Genomic DNA, 18,543 nt, shown 5'->3' with positions numbered 1-18,543 from the left:
GCGAGTTCCTCTGCCGAACGCATCGGGTCGCATGATCTAGGGGATCGTCGGCTCTCGCGCAATTGCTGCTGTTCAGCGACCCTTTTGCCGCCCTCAGCCTCCGCAGGAGGGCGGCACGAGTTCACTTGTCATTCTTTCCAGGCAAAATCAGCGCACGACGTACATGATGCGCCGTGTCTGCGGGTCGACCAGCGCCTGCTGGCCATTCACATAGACGTAGCGGTAGCGGTAGTCGGGGATTTCGCGCAGTTCGACCGTGTCGGGCAAGGTGGCACCGGTCACCACCTCGCCCTCGAGATAGACAGGATCGAGCCGGTGCGTGCTGACATAGGTGCCGACTTCCGCCGGTGGCCTGTCGATGGCGTCGACGGGGCCGTCGTCGGACAGAATCGCACCGGTATAGGTATCGGGATAATCATCCTGCGGCGGTGTAACCACGGTGATGGCGGCGTCGGCGGGGCGGCGTGTCAGAACGACCCGGTTGCCGCCGAAATCGGCCGTGACATAGTCGGAATAGACCCAGCCCTGGCCTCCGGCTTCGGCAATGGTGCACCATTTGCTGTTTTCGATGCAGCCATTGAGCGTCGCCGACTGGCCGGCGGCGAGCACGCCGATCACAGGATATTGCGGGCCGGGGCCGGCGCGCACATTAAGATCGGTGACGGCCGAGACGGCGGTATCGGCGAGTGCCGCACCCGACATCGCGACAAGCGCCCCGGCGACGGCCGGAAACAATATGCGTCTCATGGTTTCTCTCCCTTTCATGGTCCCTCGCGACACCAAACGAAACCAGAACGCATGCGTTCCGGCTAAAATACCGACGCCAGCTCACGATTTGTTCCGGTTTCTTTCGGCAAGCCGGTCAAAAGCTCATGCACGAAGCTGAGTTTCTGCGCCGTCACGTCCGAAATGACGAAGGGATAAAGGTCGGGCAGGCCCATGCAGCGGTTGATCGAGTTGGAGGCTTCCGAGAGTACCAGCCAGCGGGCGAGAATCTTTTCGAACGGCTCGGGCACGGCGTCAGGTTCCGCGGGCGCCGCCTGCAACCGGCCGCCGGTGTCGCCTTGCGGCAGCACATTGGTCTCCATCGTCTCAAGCTGGCCGAGTGGAAAATTTAGCGCGTGCACCATCTCCAGCGTGTCGGTGATGTGGAGATGGTGCGCCCAGGTCTCGGCCCAGTCTTCCCATGGATGCGACGTCGCATAGGCGGAGATGTGGTTCTGCTGCCAGTCGGGCGCAGCGCCATTGGCGTAATAGGCCTTCAGCGCCTGCTCGTAGTCGGGGCGTTCGTCGCCGAACAGCGCCCGGAAGGCATCGAGCCGTTGCGGCTCGTCGCGGATCAGCCGGTCCCAGTAGTAATGGCCAAGCTCATGACGGAAATGACCAAGCAGCGTGCGGTAATTTTCGCCCATCTCGACGCGACGCCGCTCGCGCTCGGCCGAGTCCGCTTCGGCGACGTTGAGCGTGATCAGGCCGTTGTCGTGGCCGGTAAGGATGCGTTCGCCGCCGGGACCGCCGCCGATCGGATCGGCAATGAAGTCGAAGGCGAGGCCGATTTCGTCGCCGTGCTTGTGCTTGGGCGCTACCGGAAGGCCGAAGGCGAGCAGCGAATAGACGGCGCGCTTCTTGGCCGCCTCGACGCGAATCCAGCGGCGGCGGTTGCCGTCGACGGAGAGGTCGGGGATCAGCTGGTTCAGCACGCAGGCGCGGCAGTAGGTATGGCCCGGTTCGGCCATCCAGTTGCAGGCGCATTCATCCGCATTGGTGCAGTGGAAGATGCCGTCGACGTCAGACAAGGCAAAGCGCGCATGCTCGGGATCGTAAAGCACGAGACTCCCGCAATTCAGGCACTGCGCATTCTCGAAGTAGAGGCGGTGGCCGCAATGCGGGCAGTCGAACAGTTTCATGTCGATCTCGATGCGTCAGGCGTTGGCGTATGGCGTCAGAGGAGGAATATGGTGCGGAGCGGCGCCTCGCCCAAACGCCCGCCACGGGCCGCCGTTCCATGCCCCCGTCACCTCTTTTTACCCGAGCAGCGAATTCGCCTGCCCGGCGCCGGGCGTTTCGGCCACAATAAGCACTTGATCGTAAGCAAATTCCGCTGCATTGGCCAGGGTAGCGCCGGGGGTACGGTGACAATGGCGCGTTTCGCTGGCAAGTTCGCAACCGGGACGTGATTCAGGCAATCAGGAGAGAAAGCATGGCATTGCTTGCCAAGGGAAAGATTATTGCTGCCGCGGTGGTCGCGGTACTCGCGCTGGCGACGGGCGCGCAGGCGGCGGCCAGCTGCGGCAAGACCGGCGCGGGCTTCGAAGCGTGGAAGCAGGACTTTGCCGCGCAGGCCAGGTCCGAAGGTGTTGGTGGGAAGGGTCTGGCTGCTCTGGCCGGTGCCAGCTACGCGACAAAGACAATCTCCGTCGACCGCGCCATCCACAAGGCGTTCAGCGGTTCGGTGGACGCCTTCATGAAGCGCCGTGGCGGAGCTGCGATCATTTCCAGGGGCCGTGCGCTGAAGAAGTCGAATGCGGCGATGTTCGACAGGATCGAGAGCAATTACGGCGTGTCGCCGGGCGTGTTGCTGGCCATCTGGGGCATGGAAACCGGCTTCGGAGCCTCCCTTGGCAACCAGAACACCGTCTCCGCAATTCTGACGCTTGCCTATGATTGCCGTCGCCCGGGATTCTTTTACCCGCACGCCATTGCGGCGCTGAAGCTGGTCGATCGCGGCGCGCTCAGCGCCTCGTCGGTCGGCGCTGCGCATGGCGAGATCGGCCATACGCAGTTCCTGCCCGGCAATGTCCTGAAGTATGGCGTCGGCAACGGAAATCTGCGCGACAAGGCGACGGCCTTGGCTTCGACGGCCAACTTTCTCAAGGCTCATGGCTGGCGGGCGGGTGCGAGCGCGAGTGCGAATATGGGGGCCATCGCCGGCTGGAATTCCGCCAGCGTCTACCAGCAGGCCATCGCCCAGATCGCCGACGCGATCGACGGCGGCTGATAGAAATATCCAGATCGAAGAACGGAAAGCCCGGCCATGCGCCGGGCTTTTCTGCAAGGACTGGAGCTTTTGGCGTTCAAACCGTTCAGCAACCGAGCGGCTACCCGCCTTTTATGACCTTCCAGATGTCCGTGGACTGGTCGAACTGGAGGCGGTTTATGTCGGAGAAGGTCAGCCGGCCGCTCTTCATGGCATCGGCAAGGCGGCGGCACAGCAGTGGCGGCATGCGCTCCAGGGAAACGCCCATAAAAGCGGCGATCTCGTGTTTGGCCGATATATTCGATATGGCCACCTTGGTGATGCAGCGATCGAATGCCGCCTCGGGATCCTGTTTCACTTGCTCCTGCCCAGTCTGGCAACCGGCCAGCATGACGACCATTGCAGGCAGGGCCACAAACCACGGCTTCATTGTCAGCTGCCCCCATCGATTGTGAGGAGGCTAGATAAGGGCCCGAAAAGATCAAGCAGGAAAAGCACTGAGTTCTTTGCCGCCGCTCTATTTCTTTGTTTTTACGCAGTTACGGACGAAGTCGGGCATGCTCTTTCTCGAATTGCTCGATCGTTGGCGCAAATGCCGGCTGAGCGACTGGGCTCTCAATAATGTGCGTAGCCGCTCAACGGGCACTTCTGGGAAATAGGAACCTCGAAGGCGCCTTCAGTACCTTTGCAGCTCCGGAATTTGGAGTTGCGCAGCACCGGCGCGGCCCTGGCAGCCGCCTTTGACTTGCCCTTGATGACCAGCCATATCTCGGTCGGCAGGTCTAGCTGCACTCTGTTCAAATCGGAGTAGCTGATCCGCCCGCTGCGTACGCCTTCGGTGATACGCTGGCAGAACAGGGCCGGCATGCGCTCCTGTGAGACGCCCATGAAAGAGGCGATTTCGTGCTTGAACGTGATGCTCCACAAATGGACAGCGGAGATGCACCCGTCCTGCTCGCGTTTCGTGGCCTGCGAGGATTGGCATCCGGTAAAGACGATGGCCGCCGCAAGCAGGAGAAAAATGGCATTTTTCACGATCAGAATCCCTCCGTCCCGCGAAGGAATTTAGATGAGGCTTTTAAAAGGTCAAACGGAAACCATGTCAGCCAGCTTGACCTCTTATATTAGAGGTACCAAATAAGAACCCTGCGTGACCGCCGGGTTTTCCTGGAACACTAGTTTGGTTCACCCTTGCGGCTCCTTGCCGCCAGCGTCCTCAGCCGCAGTGCATTGAGGCGGATGAAGCCGGCGGCGTCCTTCTGGTCGTAGGCGCCGCGATCGTCCTCGAAGGTGACCAGTGCGTCGGAATAGAGCGTCTTCTTGGATTTGCGGCCGGTGACCATGACATTGCCCTTGTAGAGTTTCAGGCGCACGGTGCCTTCGACGTCTTCCTGGCTCTTGTCGATCATCGCCTGGAGCATCAGCCGCTCGGGCGAGAACCAGAAGCCGTTGTAGATCAGCTCGGCGTAGCGCGGCATGAATTCGTCCTTGAGGTGGCCGGCGCCGCGGTCGAGCGTGATCGATTCGATTGCGCGGTGGGCGACGATCAGGATGGTGCCGCCGGGGGTCTCGTAGACGCCGCGGGATTTCATGCCGACGAAGCGGTTCTCGACCAGATCGAGCCGGCCGATGCCATTGTCGCGGCCGAGATCGTTGAGGGCCGTCAGCATGGCGGCCGGCGAGAGTTTCTTGCCGTTCAGCGCGATCGGGTCGCCCTTCAAGAATTCGATTTCGATCTCGGTGACCGCGTCCGGCGCCTCCATCGGCGAAACGGTACGCTGGTGGACGAATTCCGGCGGCTCGCTCCACGGGTCTTCCAGCACCTTGCCCTCGGAAGAGGAGTGCAGAAGGTTGGCGTCGACCGAGAACGGCGCCTCGCCCCGCTTGTCCTTGGCCACCGGGATCTGGTGCTGCTCGGCGAAGTTGATCAGGTCGGTGCGCGACTTGAACGACCAGTCGCGCCACGGCGCGATGACCTTGATGTCGGGATTCAGCGCATAGGCCGACAGCTCGAAACGCACCTGGTCGTTGCCCTTGCCGGTGGCGCCGTGCGCAATGGCATCGGCGCCGACCTCCTGGGCGATCTCGACCAGGTGCTTGGAAATCAACGGGCGGGCGATCGAGGTGCCGAGCAGGTAGGTGCCTTCATAGACGGCGTTGGCGCGAAACATCGGGAAGACGAAATCCGAGACGAATTCCTCGCGCACATCGACGACGCGGATATCCTTGATGCCCATCATCTCAGCCTTCTGGCGCGCCGGCTCCAGCTCGCCACCCTGGCCGAGATCGGCGGTGAAGGTGACGACTTCGGCGCCGAGCTCGGTCTGCAGCCATTTCAGGATAATGGAGGTGTCGAGACCGCCGGAATAGGCGAGCACGACCTTCTTGACGTCTTTTGTCTTGGGCATTGCTGGGGACATTTTGGCGGTTCCGCGCGTGAGTTTCGCGGGCGAGGTATCACGGCATTTCCGGCCAGCGCAAGGGATGAACGGGCGCCGGCCGCCGCAGCCGCTGGACCAGATGCCACGCCAGTCAGTTGCTGGCGTGAGCGGGGAGGCTGCGTTATAGACCGACGATCATTCGCCAGGGGCCACCGATGTCCTTCATTCCCGACACCACAACACTGATCCAGTTCGCCATCGCCACCATGATCCTGGCGATCACGCCGGGGCCGGATATGACGCTGTTCGTCTCGCGCACACTGAGCCAGGGCCGCGCCGCCGGCTTTGCCTCGCTGGCGGGTGCTCTGTTCGGCACGCTGATCCATACAACTTTGGTGGCGGTCGGCATCTCGGCGCTGATCGTCGCCTCGCCGATGGCCTTCCTGGTGCTGAAAATCTTCGGCGCCGTCTATCTGGTGTTCCTGGCCTGGCAGGCGATGACCAAGGGCTCGGCGTTTTCACCGCAGAAGAAGAATGGCCCGCAGATTTCGCTGTTCCGCAGCTGGGCCGCCGGACTCGGCGTCAATTTGCTCAACCCGAAGATCATCCTGTTCTTCATGACGTTTCTGCCGCAGTTCGTCTCGGCTCACGATCCGAACGCGCCGGGAAAACTGTTCTCCCTCGGCCTCATGTTCATCGTGCTGTCGATCCCTGTGACGGCGCCGATGGTGTTTGCCGCGGAAAGGTTTTCGGCGGCGATGAAGGCCAGCCCGCGCGTAACGCGGGTCGTCGACTATCTCTTTGCCGGTGTGTTTTCGGCGTTCGCGCTCAAGATCCTGACCGCTCAGGCGAAGTAGCGGCCTGCCACCAGCTTCCGGCCCAGCGGCCGGCGCTTAGCCAGTAGAAGATGCCGCCGACCATGCCGCAGCCGATCACCGCGGCGATGGCGCGCGGTTCGGTGACGTCGAAATCCACGTTCTGGTGGACGAAGCCAAGGAAGGCCGCGGCCACCAAGCCGCCCGCGAGTGCATAGAACAGCCAGTCGCGGCGGCTGAGGACCTCGGAGATCAGGATTGCGACCACCGCCGGTATGAAAGCGAAATAGGCGACAAACAGCGCCACGAACGGGATCGAAAAATACAGCGCCGCGGCCGCCGCTGGGTGCGCATCGTCCGGCATATAACCGACGGAGGCCAGGAACAGCACGTTGAGAAAGGCGCTCGCCGCCAATGAGGCGACGACATAGCCGAACAGGATGACAGCGAAACGGAGGATATAGGCGAAGAGGCGGCTCACGCCTCGCCATGCCCCGCAATCATCATGGCTTCCAGCGCCAGGCGGTCGACCTTGCGCATGCGTTCGGATTCGGATTTGAGCTGCCCGCAGGCGGCCAGGATGTCGCGGCCGCGCGGCGTGCGGATCGGCGAGGCATAGCCGGCATTGTTGATGTAGTCGGCAAATTTCTCGATCGTCTCCCAGTCCGAGCACTGATAGTTGGTGCCCGGCCACGGGTTGAACGGGATCAGATTGATCTTGGCTGGAATGCCTTTGAGCAGCTTGATCAGCCCCTTGGCGTCCTCGATGGAATCGTTGACGTCCTTCAGCATCACATATTCGAAGGTGATGCGCTTGGCGTTGGACAGGCCGGGATAGGCGCGGCAGGCCTCGATCAGTTCCTTCAGCGGATACTTCTTGTTGATCGGCACAAGCAGGTCGCGCAGATCGTCATTGGTGGCGTGCAGCGAGATCGCCAGCATGACCCCTATCTCCTCGCCGGTGCGGAAGATCTCGGGCACCACGCCGGAGGTCGAGAGCGTAATGCGGCGCTTCGACAGCGACAGTCCGTCGCCGTCGGAGGCAATCAGCAGCGCCTTCTTCACCGCCTCGAAATTGTAGAGCGGCTCGCCCATGCCCATCATGACGACGTTGGAGACTTTTCTGCCCTCGGCAGGGACGATGGCGCCGTCGGGTGTGTCGCGGTCGGGGAAATCGCCGAGCCGGTCGCGGGCGGTGAGCAATTGCGCCAGGATCTCTTCCGCCGTCAAATTGCGCACCAGCTTCTGCGTGCCGGTGTGGCAGAACGAACAGGTCAGCGTGCAGCCGACCTGCGAGGAGATGCAGAGCGTGCCGCGGCCTTCTTCGGGGATGTAGACGGTCTCGATCTCGACGGGACGGCCGGCACCGCGCGGCGGAAAGCGGAACAGCCACTTGCGCGTGCCGTCGGAGGAAATCTGCTCCTCGACGATTTCGGGCCGGGCGACGGTAAAATGCTTGTCGAGTTCGGCGCGCAGATCCTTGGAGATGTTGAACATGCCGGCAAAATCGGAGACGCCGCGCACATACATCCAGTGCCAGAGCTGCTGGGCGCGCATTTTCGCCTGGCGCTCGGGCACGATGCCGGCACTGACAAGGGCTTCACCGAGCTCGGCCCGGGTCAGGCCGATCAGCGACGGCTTCTCGGGCGTGGCGCGAGCGCGCAACGCGTCGCGTGCGCCCTCAGTGGTGAGATCGAAGGAAAGGGTCATATCAGCGCCAATATAAGCGAATTGCGGCCGATTTCATCCATCGTGCCGAAAAGAAGCGCGGCGCATAGCACAGGTTGCGGCGAGAGTCATGCGGCGGGAACCGCGCTAGCCTACTTGCACTTGGCGATCGACGTCAGCGCGGCCGAGATGCCTTTCAGCGAAAACACATAGGTCGTCGGATTGCCGCGGCCAGACTTCGCCGAGACCTTCATGTCGGTGCCGGTCTTCATGGCGGCGATCAGCACCGGCTCTTCGGCGGCGTTCTCGACCCAGGCCGACTTGCCGCGGGTGAACATCGAGAACGTCTTCTTGTCGATGGTGACGGTGGCCTTGGAGCCTTCCTGGAATGTGTAGCCGGCGATGAATTGCGGCTCGTAGGACACTTGCTGGCCCGGCCGCTGGCTGACGAAGAAGAACATGTCGCCGTGATCGAGCGTCGGCGGCTGCTTGTCGGTCGGCACGGTGAGCACATAGCAGACCTTGCCGCCCTGCGCCTGGTAGCTGTAGGTGCCCCAGGCATTGTGCTGGCCGATCTTGGTCGCCTGCTGCGCCAGCGCCGGCGCGGCAAAAGCCACCAGGACCAGGCTCGAGACTAGTGCAATCAATCCGCGCATCGCTTTTCCCGTATTCCAAATGGTGCGGGGCAGGCCGGCTTGGCGTCCTGCCCGTCGCTTCATTTTGATTTAATCTGGGTTACCAAACGGTGAATTTCCCTCGGAAAAGGACATTCACCCATGGAAACCACCGCCATTTCCGCGCCGCTTCTTGAAAAAACGGCTTTCGCAATGTCCCTGCGGCGACTTGGAGGCCACGAAAGCGGCAAGAGTTTGACTTTTCCAACGGCCGCAGCGGAACCCGAAGCCAAGCCGCTATCGTCCTGTTTGAGCGGAGGATTTCTTCTGAACCCAGTTGCCAACGCGACGCCGATTCAGCTCTTGTCGGCGATCGCCTCCTTGGCGGCCTTGCGGTGCGCAGGGGTGATATGGGCGCTTACCGCGGAGATCGCGGCGGTCAGCACGGCGATGTCGTCAGTGAAGCCGAGGCCGAAGACGAAATCGGGTATGACATCGACCGGCAGCACGAAATAGCCAAGCGCTGCCAGCAATATGCCCTTGGCACGCAAAGGCGTCTTCCTGTCGAGCGCGCAATAATAGCCGGCGACGACCTCTTCCATGAACGGAATCTGCCGGGCGGCCTTCTTGGCCGTGCGCCAGAATTTGGCGCGCACTTCACTCTCGTCGCCGAGCTTGCTGCCGAAGCCGAAGAAATCAAAACCGGGCTGCTGCGCCATCAATCCTCTCCTTGCCGGCCGTCGCGCTACGCGTTGCGCGCGGCCGCCACGGAAAATGTGGTGAAAGTCCCGGTCCACTGCAAGAGGATGGCGCCGATTTGGCGTTGCCGCCCCAGCGTTCAGCCGCCTGCATACCCATTCATCTTCTTGGCCAGCGCGATGTCGAGCGCGGTGACACCGCCGGCATCATGGGTGTTGAGCGTCACGTCGACAGTCTTGTAGACGTTCGACCAGTCGGGATGATGGTCCATCTTCTCGGCGGCCAGCGCGACGCGGGTCATGAAGGTGAAGGCTTCGGAAAAATTCTTGAAGACAAAGCTGCGCTTGATGGAGGCGCCATCGGCTGCCTGCGACCAGCCAGGCAGTTCGGCCAGTGCGGCGGCGATGGCGTCCTTGCTGAGTTTCTCTCTCTTCATGATGATTTCCCGTGCTATCCCACATATCGACCCTCACCATAATGCAAGTCGCCCAAAAGTCCTTTGCGTTTTGGGCTTCCAAATGCACGAACGGCGCATATCGAATGAGCGTAAAGCCGATAAATTCCATACTCTTCGTCTGCCTCGGCAACATCTGCCGTTCACCCCTGGCCGAAGGCGTGTTTCGCGCCGTGCTGGCGGAGCGCGGCCGCGACATGGTGCTGGACGATATTGTGCTGGACTCTGCGGCGACCGGCGGCTGGAACCTCGGCGAAGCGCCCGACCCGCGCTCGATCGCGATTGCGGCCCGCCACGGCATCGACATATCAGGGCAGCGGGCACGCAAGGTCAGGCCGGGGGATTTTTCGCGCTTCGACCTGATCCTCGGCATGGATAGGCAGAATGTCCGCGACCTCAAGGCGTTGGCGCCGGCCGGTGCGCGCGAACGTATTCATCTCTTGGCAGAGTTTGCGCAGGGCAAAACCCGCGACGTGCCGGATCCCTATTATGACGGGGCCGAAGCGTTCGCTTCGGTCTACCGCATGATCCGCGAAGCGTCGGAGGCGCTGGCGACGAGATTGGTGGCGCGGGCGTCGACGCCGGAGAGCGGCCACGCCTCCTCGACAATGTAGGGACCGCCGCCGACCGAATCGCGCGACGACATCAGCACGAAGCGGCCGACGCGAAACGGTAGCGTCGCAAAATTGCCGCGCGCCGACAGGTACTGGGCGACGTCGAGCGGGCTCGAATTGCGCAAGCGTGCCAGCGTAACATGCGGGGTGAACTTGCGCGGGTCGGCGGGCAGGCCGAGCCGCTGGCAGATGCGGTCGATTTCGCTCTGCAGCGCCGAAAGGTCGGGCGAGGCGAAGACGCCGGCCCAGACGGCGTGCGGCTTCTTCTGGCCGAAAGCGCCAACTCCGGACAGGGTGAGCGAGAAGGATGGGCGGTGCACCCGGTCGAGCGCGTTGGCGATTTCGTCGGCGATATGGCCTTCGACGTCGCCGATGAAGCGCAGCGTCAGATGGTAGTTTTCGACATCGATCCAGCGGGCTCCGGGCAGGCCGCCCCTGAGCAGGGACAGCGAAAGAGCGGCGTCACGAGGTATTTCGAGGGCGGTGAAAAGACGCGGCATGGTGAGCCTCCCTTCCTCGAATCGAACTGTGCCCCTAGCGAATCATCGATAGTCAAACGGGGCAAGTGGTTTGTTGGTTGCAGGCATTTTTACGAACAGGCGACCCGGGCCCTCTGCAGCCCGGTCTTTTGTTTCAAAGTTCGCGCGAGGCGAACGCCGCGTTATTCTCGTCAGGCCGGCGTTCAACCGCCACCCTGAACTGCCGCAACAGCCTTCTCCACGGCGGGCAGGATGCGCTCGACCATCACTGCGACGCCCTTCGGATTGGGATGCAGGCCGTCCTCCAACTGCAGGCCGGACTGTCCGGCGACGCCATCGAGAAAGAACGGATAGAGCGGCACATCGTATTTCGCGGCCAGCTTTGGATAGATCGCATCGAAGGCGTTCTGGTAGTCGGCGCCGAGATTGGGAGCGGCGCGCATGCCGGCCAAAAGCACCGCGATCTTGCGCGCTTTCAGCTTCGCCAGCATGTCGTCCAGGTTCTTTTCCGTAATGCTGGGCGAGACGCCGCGCAGCATGTCGTTGGCGCCGAGTTCGAGGATAACCAGCCTTGTCCCATCCGGCACCGACCAGTCAAGCCGCGCCAAGCCGCCGCTCGAGGTGTCGCCTGAAACGCCGGCGTTGGCTACGGTGACGTCATGGCCTTTGGCGCGCAGCGCAGCTTGCAATTTGTCGGTAAAGCCATCGCCAGGCCCGAGGCCGAAACCGGCCATCAGGCTGTCGCCGAAGCCGACGATGGTGAACGTCTCGGCGCTCACGGACGAAATGGCGCCGCAAAGGGTGACGAAAAGGACGAGCCCTGCGGCATTCAAGCGTTTGAAAGATATCTTGCGTTTGAAAGACATGTGGCAGGCCCCATATACCCGAGGAATTCTTCCGGCGGCGGCTTCCGGCAAGCAGAGCCTTCATCCTGATATAGGACGCTTTAATTGTGACAGAAGCCGTCATCGCGCTGAAAGACATATCCCTGACCCTGGGCCAAGGGGCTTCGTCGGTGCATGTGCTGAAAGGCGTCAGCCTTGACGTGACGCGCGGCGAGGCGACCGGCATTGTCGGCCCTTCGGGTTCCGGCAAGTCGACCTTGCTGATGGTGCTTGCCGGGCTGGAGCAGGTCGATTCGGGGACGGTGCGGATCGCCGGCGAATTGCTGAACGGCAAAAGCGAGGACGAGATCGCATCGTTTCGGGGCCGAAACATCGGCATCGTCTTCCAGTCGTTCCATCTCATTCCCAACATGACGGCGCTCGAAAATGTCGCGGTGCCGCTGGAACTGGCCGGCCATGCCGATCCGTTCGGTGTCGCGGCGCGCGAGCTGGCAGCGGTGGGCTTGAGCGACCGCGTCACCCACTATCCGGGCGAGCTGTCCGGCGGCGAACAGCAGCGCGTGGCGATCGCCCGCGCGCTGGCGCCGTCGCCGCGCATTCTCATCGCCGACGAGCCGACCGGCAATCTCGACCATGCGACGGGGCGGCAGGTTGCCGACCTTTTGTTCGCCAAGGCGGCCGAGCGCGGCATGACCTTGTTGCTGGTCACGCACGATCCGGCCCTTGCGGCGCGCTGCTCGCGCCAGGTCTCGATGCGCTCGGGCCGCATCGAGGATGCGCCGGTAGCGCAGGTCAAGGTGCCGGCCTGATGCCACTGTCGCAGACGCTGAAGCTCGCGTTCCGCTTCTCGCTGCGCGAGATGCGCGGCGGGTTGTCGGGTTTCCTGATCTTCCTTGCGTGCATCGCGCTCGGCGTCGCTGCAATCGGCGGGGTCAATTCGGTGGCGCAGGCGATCACCGCAGGCGTTGCAGGCCAGGGCCAGACGCTGCTTGGCGGCGACTTGCGCTTCCAGCTCAACCAGCGCGATGCGACGCCAGCCGAAAGCACCTTCCTCGACCGCCTCGGCACTGTGTCGCACAGCGCCAATATGCGCTCGATGGCGCGGCTGGATGACGGCTCCGACCAGGCGTTGGTTGAGGCCAAGGCCGTCGACGACGCCTATCCGCTCTATGGCGCGCTCGAGACCGCGCCGCAGCTTGGCAGAGAGGATTTGTTCGGCGAGAAATCAGGCGTCTTTGGCGCCGCCGCGCCCGACCTGTTGTTCGACCGGCTGAATGTGGAGATCGGTGACCGGCTGAAGGTCGGCAGCGCGACATTCGAATTGCGGGCCAGGCTGGTGAGCGAACCGGATGCGGTGTCGGACGGTTTCGGCTTCGCGCCGCGGCTGATGGTTTCGATGCAAGGGCTCGCCGCCTCTGGTCTGATCCAGCCAGGCAGCCTGGTCGAGAATGCCTACAAGGTTCGGCTGCCGGCCGGCGCCAGCGAGGCCGATCTCAAGGCCATCCAGGATCGGGCGGCGAGCGATTTCCCCGAAGCCGGCTGGTCGATCCGCACCCGCTCGAACGCCGCGCCGGCGCTGTCGGCCAACATCGAGCGCTTCTCGCAATTCCTGACGCTGGTCGGGCTGACGGCGCTGGTGGTCGGCGGCGTCGGCGTTGCCAATGCGGTGCGCGCCTATCTCGACGGCAAGCGCGGCGTCATCGCCACCTTCAAGAGCCTTGGCGCCTCGGGCGGCTTCGTCTTCACCGTTTATCTCGTGCAAATCCTGATGATCGCCGGCCTCGGCATCGCGCTTGGCCTCATCCTCGGCGCCGCCATGCCGTTTGCAGCCAGCGCTGCGCTCCAGTCGGTCATTCCGGTGCCGGCTAAAGGCGGCTTCTATCCCGGTGCGCTGGCTCTTGCCGCGCTGTTCGGGCTGCTGGTGACGCTGGCCTTCGCGCTGTTGCCGCTCGGCCGCGCCCGCGATGTGCCGGCGACCGCGCTGTTTCGCGAAATGGGTTTTGAGGGCCGCGGCTTTCCACGCCTGCCCTATCTTGCCACGGCGGTCGGCATCGCGCTCGCTTTGGCGGCTTTGGCCATCCTGTTTTCTGGCGACCGGCGCATCGCCTTGATCTTCGTCGGCGCGACGATCTTTGCCTTTCTGGTGTTGCGCCTGGTCGGTGCGCTGGTGCAGTGGGTGGCGCGCAAAAGCCCGCGTGTGCGCTCGGTCGCGCTTCGGCTCGCCATCGGCAACATCCACCGGCCCGGCGCGCTGACGCCGTCCGTCGTGCTGTCGCTCGGGCTCGGGCTGACGCTTTTGGTGACGCTGGCGCTGATCGACGGCAATCTCAGGCAGCAGATCTCCGGCAGTCTGCCGGAACGGGCGCCGAATTTCTTCTTCGTCGACATCCAGAATAGCGAGGTCGATGCCTTCTCGACATTGATCGGCAAAGAGGCGCCGAAGGGAACGCTGGTCAAGGTGCCGATGCTGCGCGGCCGGGTGATGGCGCTGAACGGCGTTAGTGTCGACAAGGCCAATGTGCCATCGGAAGGCGCCTGGGTGCTGCGCGGCGATCGCGGCCTGACCTACGACGCCAAACAGCCGGCCAATGCGACACTGACCGAAGGCATCTGGTGGTCGGAGAATTACAGCGGCGAACCGCTGGTTTCGTTCTCCAACGATGAAGGCAAGGCGCTCGGCCTGAAGCTTGGCGATACCGTCACCGTCAATGTGCTCGGACGCAATGTGACGGCCAGGATCGCCAATTTCCGAGAGGTGCAATGGGAGACGATGGGCATCAACTTCGTCATGGTGTTCTCGCCCAACACTTTTGCCGGCGCCCCGCATGGCTGGCTGGCGACGCTGACCGAAAAGGATGCCACGGCAGCAGAGGATGCCCGCCTGCTGAACGCCGTCACCCGCGCCTTCCCGGCGGTGACGACAGTTCGGGTCAAGGACGCGCTCGATGTCGTCAACCGGCTGGTCGGCCAGCTCGGCACGGCGATCCGGGTCGCGGCCGGCGTTGCCTTGATCGCTTCGGTGCTGGTGCTTGCCGGCGCGCTCGCCGCGGGAAATCGCGCCCGCATCCACGATGCCGTGGTGCTGAAGACGCTGGGCGCCACGAGGCGAACGCTGATTACGGCGTTTTCGCTGGAATACATGCTGATCGGCCTGGCCACCGCGGTGTTCGCGTTGGCTGCCGGCGGCATCGCCGCCTGGTACATCGTTGCCCGCATCATGACGTTGCCGTCGCATTTCATGCCGGAGGTGGCAGTGGCGACCTTGGTGTTTGCGCTGGTGATCACAGTCGGCATCGGCCTTGCCGGCACCTGGCGGGTGCTCGGGCACAAGGCGGCGCCGGTGCTGCGCGACCTCTAGGCCCAAAACGGCAAGGTTGGCCGAATCTGCCGTTTCCGATTAAATCTTGGTAATGTGCAGTCATGGAAGCCCAAGAAAACCGGCTTCCGGAGATTCACCAAGCGTTGCAGCCCGTTACGGTCTTGTTCTTGACGTCAAGAACCATCATATTTCGCCACAGGCATGCTGGAGCCCCGCCAGCGGCGCCCAGGTCCGAAAGGGCCTGACACCGTACGGGGCAGAAGCAACAGAGGATTCCAATGGCTGAGCCCATTCGCAACTACCAGACTTCGGCCGTGCCGGGCGCGCGCGCCGACATCGACCAAGGCCTGCGCACTTACATGCTCAAGGTCTACAATTTGATGGGGCTTGGCCTCCTCATCACCGGCGTCGCCGCCTGGGGCGCTTTCCAGCTCGCCGTCACCGGCGACGGACAGCTGACCGCTTTCGGCACGCTGATCTATGCCAGCGCCTTCCGCTGGGTGGTCATCCTGGCTCCGCTCGCCGCCGTCTTCTTCCTGTCGTTCAGGATCCAGTCGATGAGCGTGGCCGCGGCGCAAACCACCTTCTGGGTCTATTCGGGCCTGGTCGGCCTTTCGCTGTCGACCATCTTCCTGGTCTACACCGGCGCCTCGATCACTCAGACCTTCTTTGCCACGGCGGCCGCCTTCGGCGCGCTGTCGCTCTACGGCTACACGACCAAGCGCGACCTTTCGGCGTTGGGCTCGTTCCTGGTCATGGGCGTGGTCGGCCTGGTGATCGCCATGCTGATCAACATCTTCCTGCAGTCGTCGGCGCTCGGCTTCGCCATCTCGGCGATCGGCGTGCTGATCTTCGCCGGGCTCACCGCCTATGACACGCAGACCATCAAGGAAATGTACTACGAAGGCGATCAGGCCGACGTTGCCGGCCGCAAGGCGATCATGGGCGCGTTGAGGCTATATCTCGACTTCATCAACCTGTTCATGTTCCTGCTGCAGTTCATGGGCGATCGCCGCTAGGCGGTCTTCCCATCAGGCAACTGGACCAGCGGATATCAAGAGGGCGGCCAACGGCCGCCCTTTTCTTTTGTGCCGGCCTTTGCTGTCATGGAGGCAGATGAATCGTCTGCATAAATCATGAGCACTATTTCCATCCGCGCGGCCTTGGAAGGCGACCTCGGCCGAATCACCGAGATCTACGGCGATGCCGTGACGCATGGCACCGCGAGCTATGAGCTCGAGCCGCCCAGCCGCACTGAGATGGGTGGGCGCTTCGACAGCCTGACGGCGGGGGGCTTTCCCTATCTGGTGGCGGAACGAGATGGCGCGCTGCTCGGCTACGCCTATGCCGGCGCGTTCCGGCCGCGCCCGGCCTACCGCTTCATCGTAGAGGATTCCGTCTATGTCGCGCCTGATGCGAAGGGCCAGGGCGTCGGGCTGCTGCTGATGCAGGCGCTGATTGAAGCCTGCCGTATGGCGGGCTTTCGCCAGATCGTCGCGGTGATCGGTGACGGCCATGCAGACAGCGCCTCGGTGCGGCTGCATGAAAAGCTCGGCTTTCGCCATTCCGGTCGCCTGGAAGGCTCCGGCTACAAGCATGGGCGCTGGCTTGACACGGTGTTCATGCAGCTGTCGCTGAATGGCGGCGCAACGGTTCCGCCCGATCCGCATTCGCTGCCGGAGCGGAAGTTTCGTGAGAGCCTGAGGAGCGGGAATTGAGGAGTTGAAGAACTGAAGAATTGAGGATTTGAATAGCAACAAACCCGGCGGTATTTCGACCGTTACATCCTCTTTTTTCAATTCTTCAATTCTTCAATTCCCCAATTCTCAATTAGGCCTGGACAATCTTCAGCTTAGCATCGAAGACGTTGAGCACGCGACCGAGTTCCTGGCCGCGCTTGAGGATTCGGCCGCCGGCGGCGATGACGGCGAAGGCGCCTTGCCGGCGCGCCAGTTTCGGATCCTTGACGATCTGGAACAGCGGCACTTCGCTGGCCCGGCGGAAGACTGAAAACACAGCCCGATCAGACAGATGATCGATGGCATAGTCGCGCCATTCGTTGGCGGCGACCATGCGTCCGTACAGCCTCAGGATCTCATCGAGTTCACGCCGGTCGAAACGGACCGGCTGGTCGAGGCGTTCGCGTCGCGCCTCGTGCAGCGGGATCAATATTGCGGATGCGTCCCCATCCTCCGTCCCACCGCTGCGATCGGTCATCCCGCGATCCCTTTGAAAATGAATCTCGCTTGCAGAAGTTGGCGTGTTCGCCGTGGAATTGCAAGGCCCGGCTAACCATCCCGGGACCGCGCTGTTTTCGCAACGTCCAGTCACTTTTATAAAACGCGGTGTTTGAATTGGTGATGCCTCGCCACATTTCCGCCCTTTTTTATCCGCGCTCATGCCCCAATGTCCGACGAATTTACCGGCGTTGCCTGAGACGGTTCGGTCCGGCACCGGCTCGTAAACCCCAAGCCCCCCGCCCACGGGTCTGCGTCGGATCGAACCAACCTCGGACTTTCCTCAGGGAGAGACCGGGTGCGACGATCCCAAAGCCTAAATGACCGACGTCAGAAGCAAGCTGACGTCGGTTTTTTTGTTGGGCGGCGCCAGACACTTGTCGTCGTGATCCTTCACACCCCCCTCTGTCCTGCCGGACATCTCCCCGCAAGGGTGGAGATCAGATTTCGCGTTTGCTTTCGCCAATCTCAAACGTGGGACAGGATGGCGGATGTGGCGAAGCTGCCAATCTCCCTCCTTGCGGGGGAGATGGCCGGCAGGCCAGAGGGGGGTGCTGTCCCGCCGATATCAAAAGGTATGGACCAGCCTCTTAAGGCTTGTGAATAAACGCCGCGCCCAGAATAGGCCCCGGCAGGCCGTCCTTGCCAACCGATTGCAGCAGCACGGCGCAGCCGCCTTTCTTGGCGATCTCGGTCATCGGCAATTCGTAGCGCTGCGCCTTGCCGTGCCACATGCCGGCGGTCTGGATGCCGGTGACGGCGTTCCAGTAGGTCATGCTGCGGCCGGTGTTCTCGCCCTTGGCGATGGTCACCGTCTGCGGTGGTTCGAAATAGACGATGACGACATGGGCGTCGCTCGGGCCGCTACCGGCGTCGCCGGCATCGATCATGACGCGATCGCTGGTGCGGCTGACCTTGACGCTGACCCGCATGCCTTCACCGGATTTCTCCATGCGGGCAAGCGCGCCGTCGACCTCCTTGCGGCTGGCGCCGTTGACATGGCTGCGACCATTGATGACGGCTTGCGGCGTGTAGACGGAGCGGGTGCCGAAGGCGCGCATATAGTCATATTGCCGGTCGGTATTGTCCTTGCTGCTCAGCGTGTCCTGCCAGCCGAGATAGTCCCAGTAATTGACGTGGTAGGCGAGCGCGACGACGTTGTCCTTGGCCGCCAGCTCGGCAAAGAAAGCGTCCGCCGGCGGGCAGGAATTGCAGCCCTGGCTGGTGAACAGCTCGACCACGCCCAAGGGCCTGTCAATCTGCGGTTTGTCGGTCTGGGTCGTTCCCGATTCCTCGGCGAACCCGGTCCCGGCAAGCGCCGAGAAGGCCAGCGCAAAAGCCGCAAGCCGCAGAGGTTGTCGAGGTGCCATGATCGTTCCGATTCCCGCCGGTGACGCCGGCCTTGTTCTGGTTGCCCAGATTTGTGGCAGAAGCGACAGTC

The 18,543-nt window shown here is 62.7% G+C and carries 21 protein-coding genes; 7 read left to right on the top strand and 14 right to left on the bottom strand.

The genetic code is table 11. The annotated features are described in order from the left end of the window. Positions 1-147 precede the first annotated feature (147 nt). Both ACYG9V_RS03880 and ACYG9V_RS03875 read right to left on the bottom strand, forming a co-directional pair. Positions 148-747, bottom strand: coding sequence for a DUF1236 domain-containing protein (locus ACYG9V_RS03880; protein ID WP_023683834.1), 600 nt, complete (start codon positions 745-747; stop codon positions 148-150). Between the two features lie 62 nt (positions 748-809). Then, a complete protein-coding gene (locus tag ACYG9V_RS03875) occupies positions 810-1,907 on the bottom strand; it encodes a zinc-binding metallopeptidase family protein (protein ID WP_023730269.1) in 1,098 nt (365 codons plus the stop codon). 293 nt (positions 1,908-2,200) lie between these two features. Between ACYG9V_RS03875 and ACYG9V_RS03870 the strand changes: the two genes are divergently transcribed. Next, positions 2,201-2,998 (top strand): lytic murein transglycosylase, encoded by a 798-nt coding sequence (locus tag ACYG9V_RS03870; RefSeq protein WP_023671711.1) that lies wholly within the window; start codon positions 2,201-2,203, stop codon positions 2,996-2,998. Positions 2,999-3,098: 100 nt separating this feature from the next. Here ACYG9V_RS03870 and ACYG9V_RS03865 read toward each other — a convergent pair whose 3' ends face one another. From ACYG9V_RS03865 to ACYG9V_RS03855, 3 genes are all read right to left on the bottom strand, one after another. Continuing rightward, positions 3,099-3,407, bottom strand: coding sequence for a hypothetical protein (locus ACYG9V_RS03865; protein WP_023755653.1), 309 nt, complete (start codon positions 3,405-3,407; stop codon positions 3,099-3,101). Between the two features lie 185 nt (positions 3,408-3,592). After that, on the bottom strand, positions 3,593-4,012 hold the full coding sequence (locus tag ACYG9V_RS03860) for a hypothetical protein (RefSeq protein ID WP_245270973.1): 420 nt from the start codon (positions 4,010-4,012) through the stop codon (positions 3,593-3,595). Between the two features lie 140 nt (positions 4,013-4,152). Continuing rightward, the gene (locus ACYG9V_RS03855) at positions 4,153-5,385 is read right to left on the bottom strand and encodes an argininosuccinate synthase (RefSeq protein ID WP_023742095.1); all 1,233 of its coding nucleotides are present in this window, start codon (positions 5,383-5,385) and stop codon (positions 4,153-4,155) included. A 188-nt stretch (positions 5,386-5,573) separates the two neighbouring features. Between ACYG9V_RS03855 and ACYG9V_RS03850 the strand changes: the two genes are divergently transcribed. Next, complete coding sequence (locus ACYG9V_RS03850; RefSeq protein WP_023671715.1) at positions 5,574-6,215, top strand: LysE family translocator; 642 nt, start codon at positions 5,574-5,576, stop codon at positions 6,213-6,215. Here ACYG9V_RS03850 and ACYG9V_RS03845 read toward each other — a convergent pair. The 5 genes from ACYG9V_RS03845 to ACYG9V_RS03825 form a co-directional block, all read right to left on the bottom strand. Then, complete coding sequence (locus tag ACYG9V_RS03845; RefSeq protein WP_023694539.1) at positions 6,187-6,654, bottom strand: hypothetical protein; 468 nt, start codon at positions 6,652-6,654, stop codon at positions 6,187-6,189. The two genes, ACYG9V_RS03850 and ACYG9V_RS03845, sit on opposite strands and share 29 nt — an antisense overlap. Next, the gene (gene rlmN, locus ACYG9V_RS03840; RefSeq protein WP_023671717.1) at positions 6,651-7,883 is read right to left on the bottom strand and encodes a dual-specificity RNA methyltransferase RlmN; all 1,233 of its coding nucleotides are present in this window, start codon (positions 7,881-7,883) and stop codon (positions 6,651-6,653) included. Before rlmN ends, ACYG9V_RS03845 begins: the two co-directional genes overlap by 4 nt. Positions 7,884-7,993: 110 nt before the next feature. After that, a complete protein-coding gene (locus ACYG9V_RS03835) occupies positions 7,994-8,497 on the bottom strand; it encodes an invasion associated locus B family protein (RefSeq protein WP_023671718.1) in 504 nt (167 codons plus the stop codon). Positions 8,498-8,811: 314 nt separating this feature from the next. Beyond that, positions 8,812-9,174, bottom strand: coding sequence for a YkvA family protein (locus ACYG9V_RS03830; protein WP_023687669.1), 363 nt, complete (start codon positions 9,172-9,174; stop codon positions 8,812-8,814). A gap of 119 nt (positions 9,175-9,293) precedes the next feature. Then, entirely contained in the window at positions 9,294-9,590 is a 297-nt protein-coding gene (locus ACYG9V_RS03825; RefSeq protein WP_023698863.1) for a 4a-hydroxytetrahydrobiopterin dehydratase, read from the bottom strand. Positions 9,591-9,694: 104 nt separating this feature from the next. Here ACYG9V_RS03825 and ACYG9V_RS03820 point away from each other — a divergent pair, with 104 nt between their 5' ends. Then, on the top strand, positions 9,695-10,222 hold the full coding sequence (locus tag ACYG9V_RS03820) for a low molecular weight protein-tyrosine-phosphatase (RefSeq protein WP_023671721.1): 528 nt from the start codon (positions 9,695-9,697) through the stop codon (positions 10,220-10,222). On the opposite strand, the gene thpR is transcribed toward ACYG9V_RS03820, so the two are convergent. Together thpR and ACYG9V_RS03810 are read right to left on the bottom strand one after the other, a co-directional pair. Beyond that, a complete protein-coding gene (gene thpR / locus ACYG9V_RS03815; RefSeq protein WP_023671722.1) occupies positions 10,126-10,722 on the bottom strand; it encodes an RNA 2',3'-cyclic phosphodiesterase in 597 nt (198 codons plus the stop codon). The two genes, ACYG9V_RS03820 and thpR, sit on opposite strands and share 97 nt — an antisense overlap. A gap of 182 nt (positions 10,723-10,904) precedes the next feature. Then, a complete protein-coding gene (locus ACYG9V_RS03810; RefSeq protein ID WP_460221912.1) occupies positions 10,905-11,567 on the bottom strand; it encodes an arylesterase in 663 nt (220 codons plus the stop codon). A gap of 86 nt (positions 11,568-11,653) precedes the next feature. Here ACYG9V_RS03810 and ACYG9V_RS03805 point away from each other — a divergent pair, with 86 nt between their 5' ends. From ACYG9V_RS03805 to ACYG9V_RS03790, 4 genes are all read left to right on the top strand, one after another. Next, on the top strand, positions 11,654-12,355 hold the full coding sequence (locus ACYG9V_RS03805) for an ABC transporter ATP-binding protein (protein ID WP_023747389.1): 702 nt from the start codon (positions 11,654-11,656) through the stop codon (positions 12,353-12,355). Continuing rightward, positions 12,355-14,904, top strand: a complete 2,550-nt coding sequence (locus ACYG9V_RS03800) for an ABC transporter permease (RefSeq protein ID WP_352765924.1) — start codon at positions 12,355-12,357, stop codon at positions 14,902-14,904. The genes ACYG9V_RS03805 and ACYG9V_RS03800 overlap by 1 nt, the downstream gene beginning before the upstream one ends. A 239-nt stretch (positions 14,905-15,143) precedes the next feature. Continuing rightward, positions 15,144-15,884: a Bax inhibitor-1/YccA family protein gene (locus ACYG9V_RS03795; RefSeq protein WP_023826872.1), complete on the top strand. Its 741-nt coding sequence runs from the start codon at positions 15,144-15,146 to the stop codon at positions 15,882-15,884. A gap of 117 nt (positions 15,885-16,001) precedes the next feature. Further along, a complete protein-coding gene (locus ACYG9V_RS03790; protein ID WP_023698867.1) occupies positions 16,002-16,583 on the top strand; it encodes a GNAT family N-acetyltransferase in 582 nt (193 codons plus the stop codon). Between the two features lie 112 nt (positions 16,584-16,695). Here the strand turns inward: ACYG9V_RS03790 and ACYG9V_RS03785 are convergent, their stop codons facing one another. Further along, positions 16,696-17,082: a DUF2794 domain-containing protein gene (locus ACYG9V_RS03785; protein WP_023683844.1), complete on the bottom strand. Its 387-nt coding sequence runs from the start codon at positions 17,080-17,082 to the stop codon at positions 16,696-16,698. A 610-nt stretch (positions 17,083-17,692) separates the two neighbouring features. After that, the gene (locus tag ACYG9V_RS03780; RefSeq protein ID WP_023671730.1) at positions 17,693-18,472 is read right to left on the bottom strand and encodes a DUF1223 domain-containing protein; all 780 of its coding nucleotides are present in this window, start codon (positions 18,470-18,472) and stop codon (positions 17,693-17,695) included. Positions 18,473-18,543: the final 71 nt, after the last annotated feature.

Source organism: Mesorhizobium sp. W016, from assembly GCF_054719485.1.
The sequence above is the reverse complement of the archived record's forward strand: the minus strand, read 5'-3'. Positions and strand labels throughout refer to the sequence as shown.

What these genes read in the sequence shown, in the direction of transcription:
- ACYG9V_RS03880 (WP_023683834.1), bottom strand. Translation starts at nt 747, where the DNA reads ATGAGACGCATATTGTTTCCGGCCGTCGCCGGGGCGCTTGTCGCGATG.
- ACYG9V_RS03875 (WP_023730269.1), bottom strand. Translation starts at nt 1,907, where the DNA reads ATGAAACTGTTCGACTGCCCGCATTGCGGCCACCGCCTCTACTTCGAG.
- ACYG9V_RS03870 (WP_023671711.1), top strand. Translation starts at nt 2,201, where the DNA reads ATGGCATTGCTTGCCAAGGGAAAGATTATTGCTGCCGCGGTGGTCGCG.
- ACYG9V_RS03865 (WP_023755653.1), bottom strand. Translation starts at nt 3,407, where the DNA reads ATGAAGCCGTGGTTTGTGGCCCTGCCTGCAATGGTCGTCATGCTGGCC.
- ACYG9V_RS03855 (WP_023742095.1), bottom strand. Translation starts at nt 5,385, where the DNA reads ATGCCCAAGACAAAAGACGTCAAGAAGGTCGTGCTCGCCTATTCCGGC.
- ACYG9V_RS03850 (WP_023671715.1), top strand. Translation starts at nt 5,574, where the DNA reads ATGTCCTTCATTCCCGACACCACAACACTGATCCAGTTCGCCATCGCC.
- rlmN (WP_023671717.1), bottom strand. Translation starts at nt 7,883, where the DNA reads ATGACCCTTTCCTTCGATCTCACCACTGAGGGCGCACGCGACGCGTTG.
- ACYG9V_RS03835 (WP_023671718.1), bottom strand. Translation starts at nt 8,497, where the DNA reads ATGCGCGGATTGATTGCACTAGTCTCGAGCCTGGTCCTGGTGGCTTTT.
- ACYG9V_RS03830 (WP_023687669.1), bottom strand. Translation starts at nt 9,174, where the DNA reads ATGGCGCAGCAGCCCGGTTTTGATTTCTTCGGCTTCGGCAGCAAGCTC.
- ACYG9V_RS03825 (WP_023698863.1), bottom strand. Translation starts at nt 9,590, where the DNA reads ATGAAGAGAGAGAAACTCAGCAAGGACGCCATCGCCGCCGCACTGGCC.
- ACYG9V_RS03820 (WP_023671721.1), top strand. Translation starts at nt 9,695, where the DNA reads ATGAGCGTAAAGCCGATAAATTCCATACTCTTCGTCTGCCTCGGCAAC.
- thpR (WP_023671722.1), bottom strand. Translation starts at nt 10,722, where the DNA reads ATGCCGCGTCTTTTCACCGCCCTCGAAATACCTCGTGACGCCGCTCTT.
- ACYG9V_RS03810 (WP_460221912.1), bottom strand. Translation starts at nt 11,567, where the DNA reads ATGTCTTTCAAACGCAAGATATCTTTCAAACGCTTGAATGCCGCAGGG.
- ACYG9V_RS03800 (WP_352765924.1), top strand. Translation starts at nt 12,355, where the DNA reads ATGCCACTGTCGCAGACGCTGAAGCTCGCGTTCCGCTTCTCGCTGCGC.
- ACYG9V_RS03795 (WP_023826872.1), top strand. Translation starts at nt 15,144, where the DNA reads ATGGCTGAGCCCATTCGCAACTACCAGACTTCGGCCGTGCCGGGCGCG.
- ACYG9V_RS03790 (WP_023698867.1), top strand. Translation starts at nt 16,002, where the DNA reads ATGAGCACTATTTCCATCCGCGCGGCCTTGGAAGGCGACCTCGGCCGA.
- ACYG9V_RS03785 (WP_023683844.1), bottom strand. Translation starts at nt 17,082, where the DNA reads ATGACCGATCGCAGCGGTGGGACGGAGGATGGGGACGCATCCGCAATA.
- ACYG9V_RS03780 (WP_023671730.1), bottom strand. Translation starts at nt 18,472, where the DNA reads ATGGCACCTCGACAACCTCTGCGGCTTGCGGCTTTTGCGCTGGCCTTC.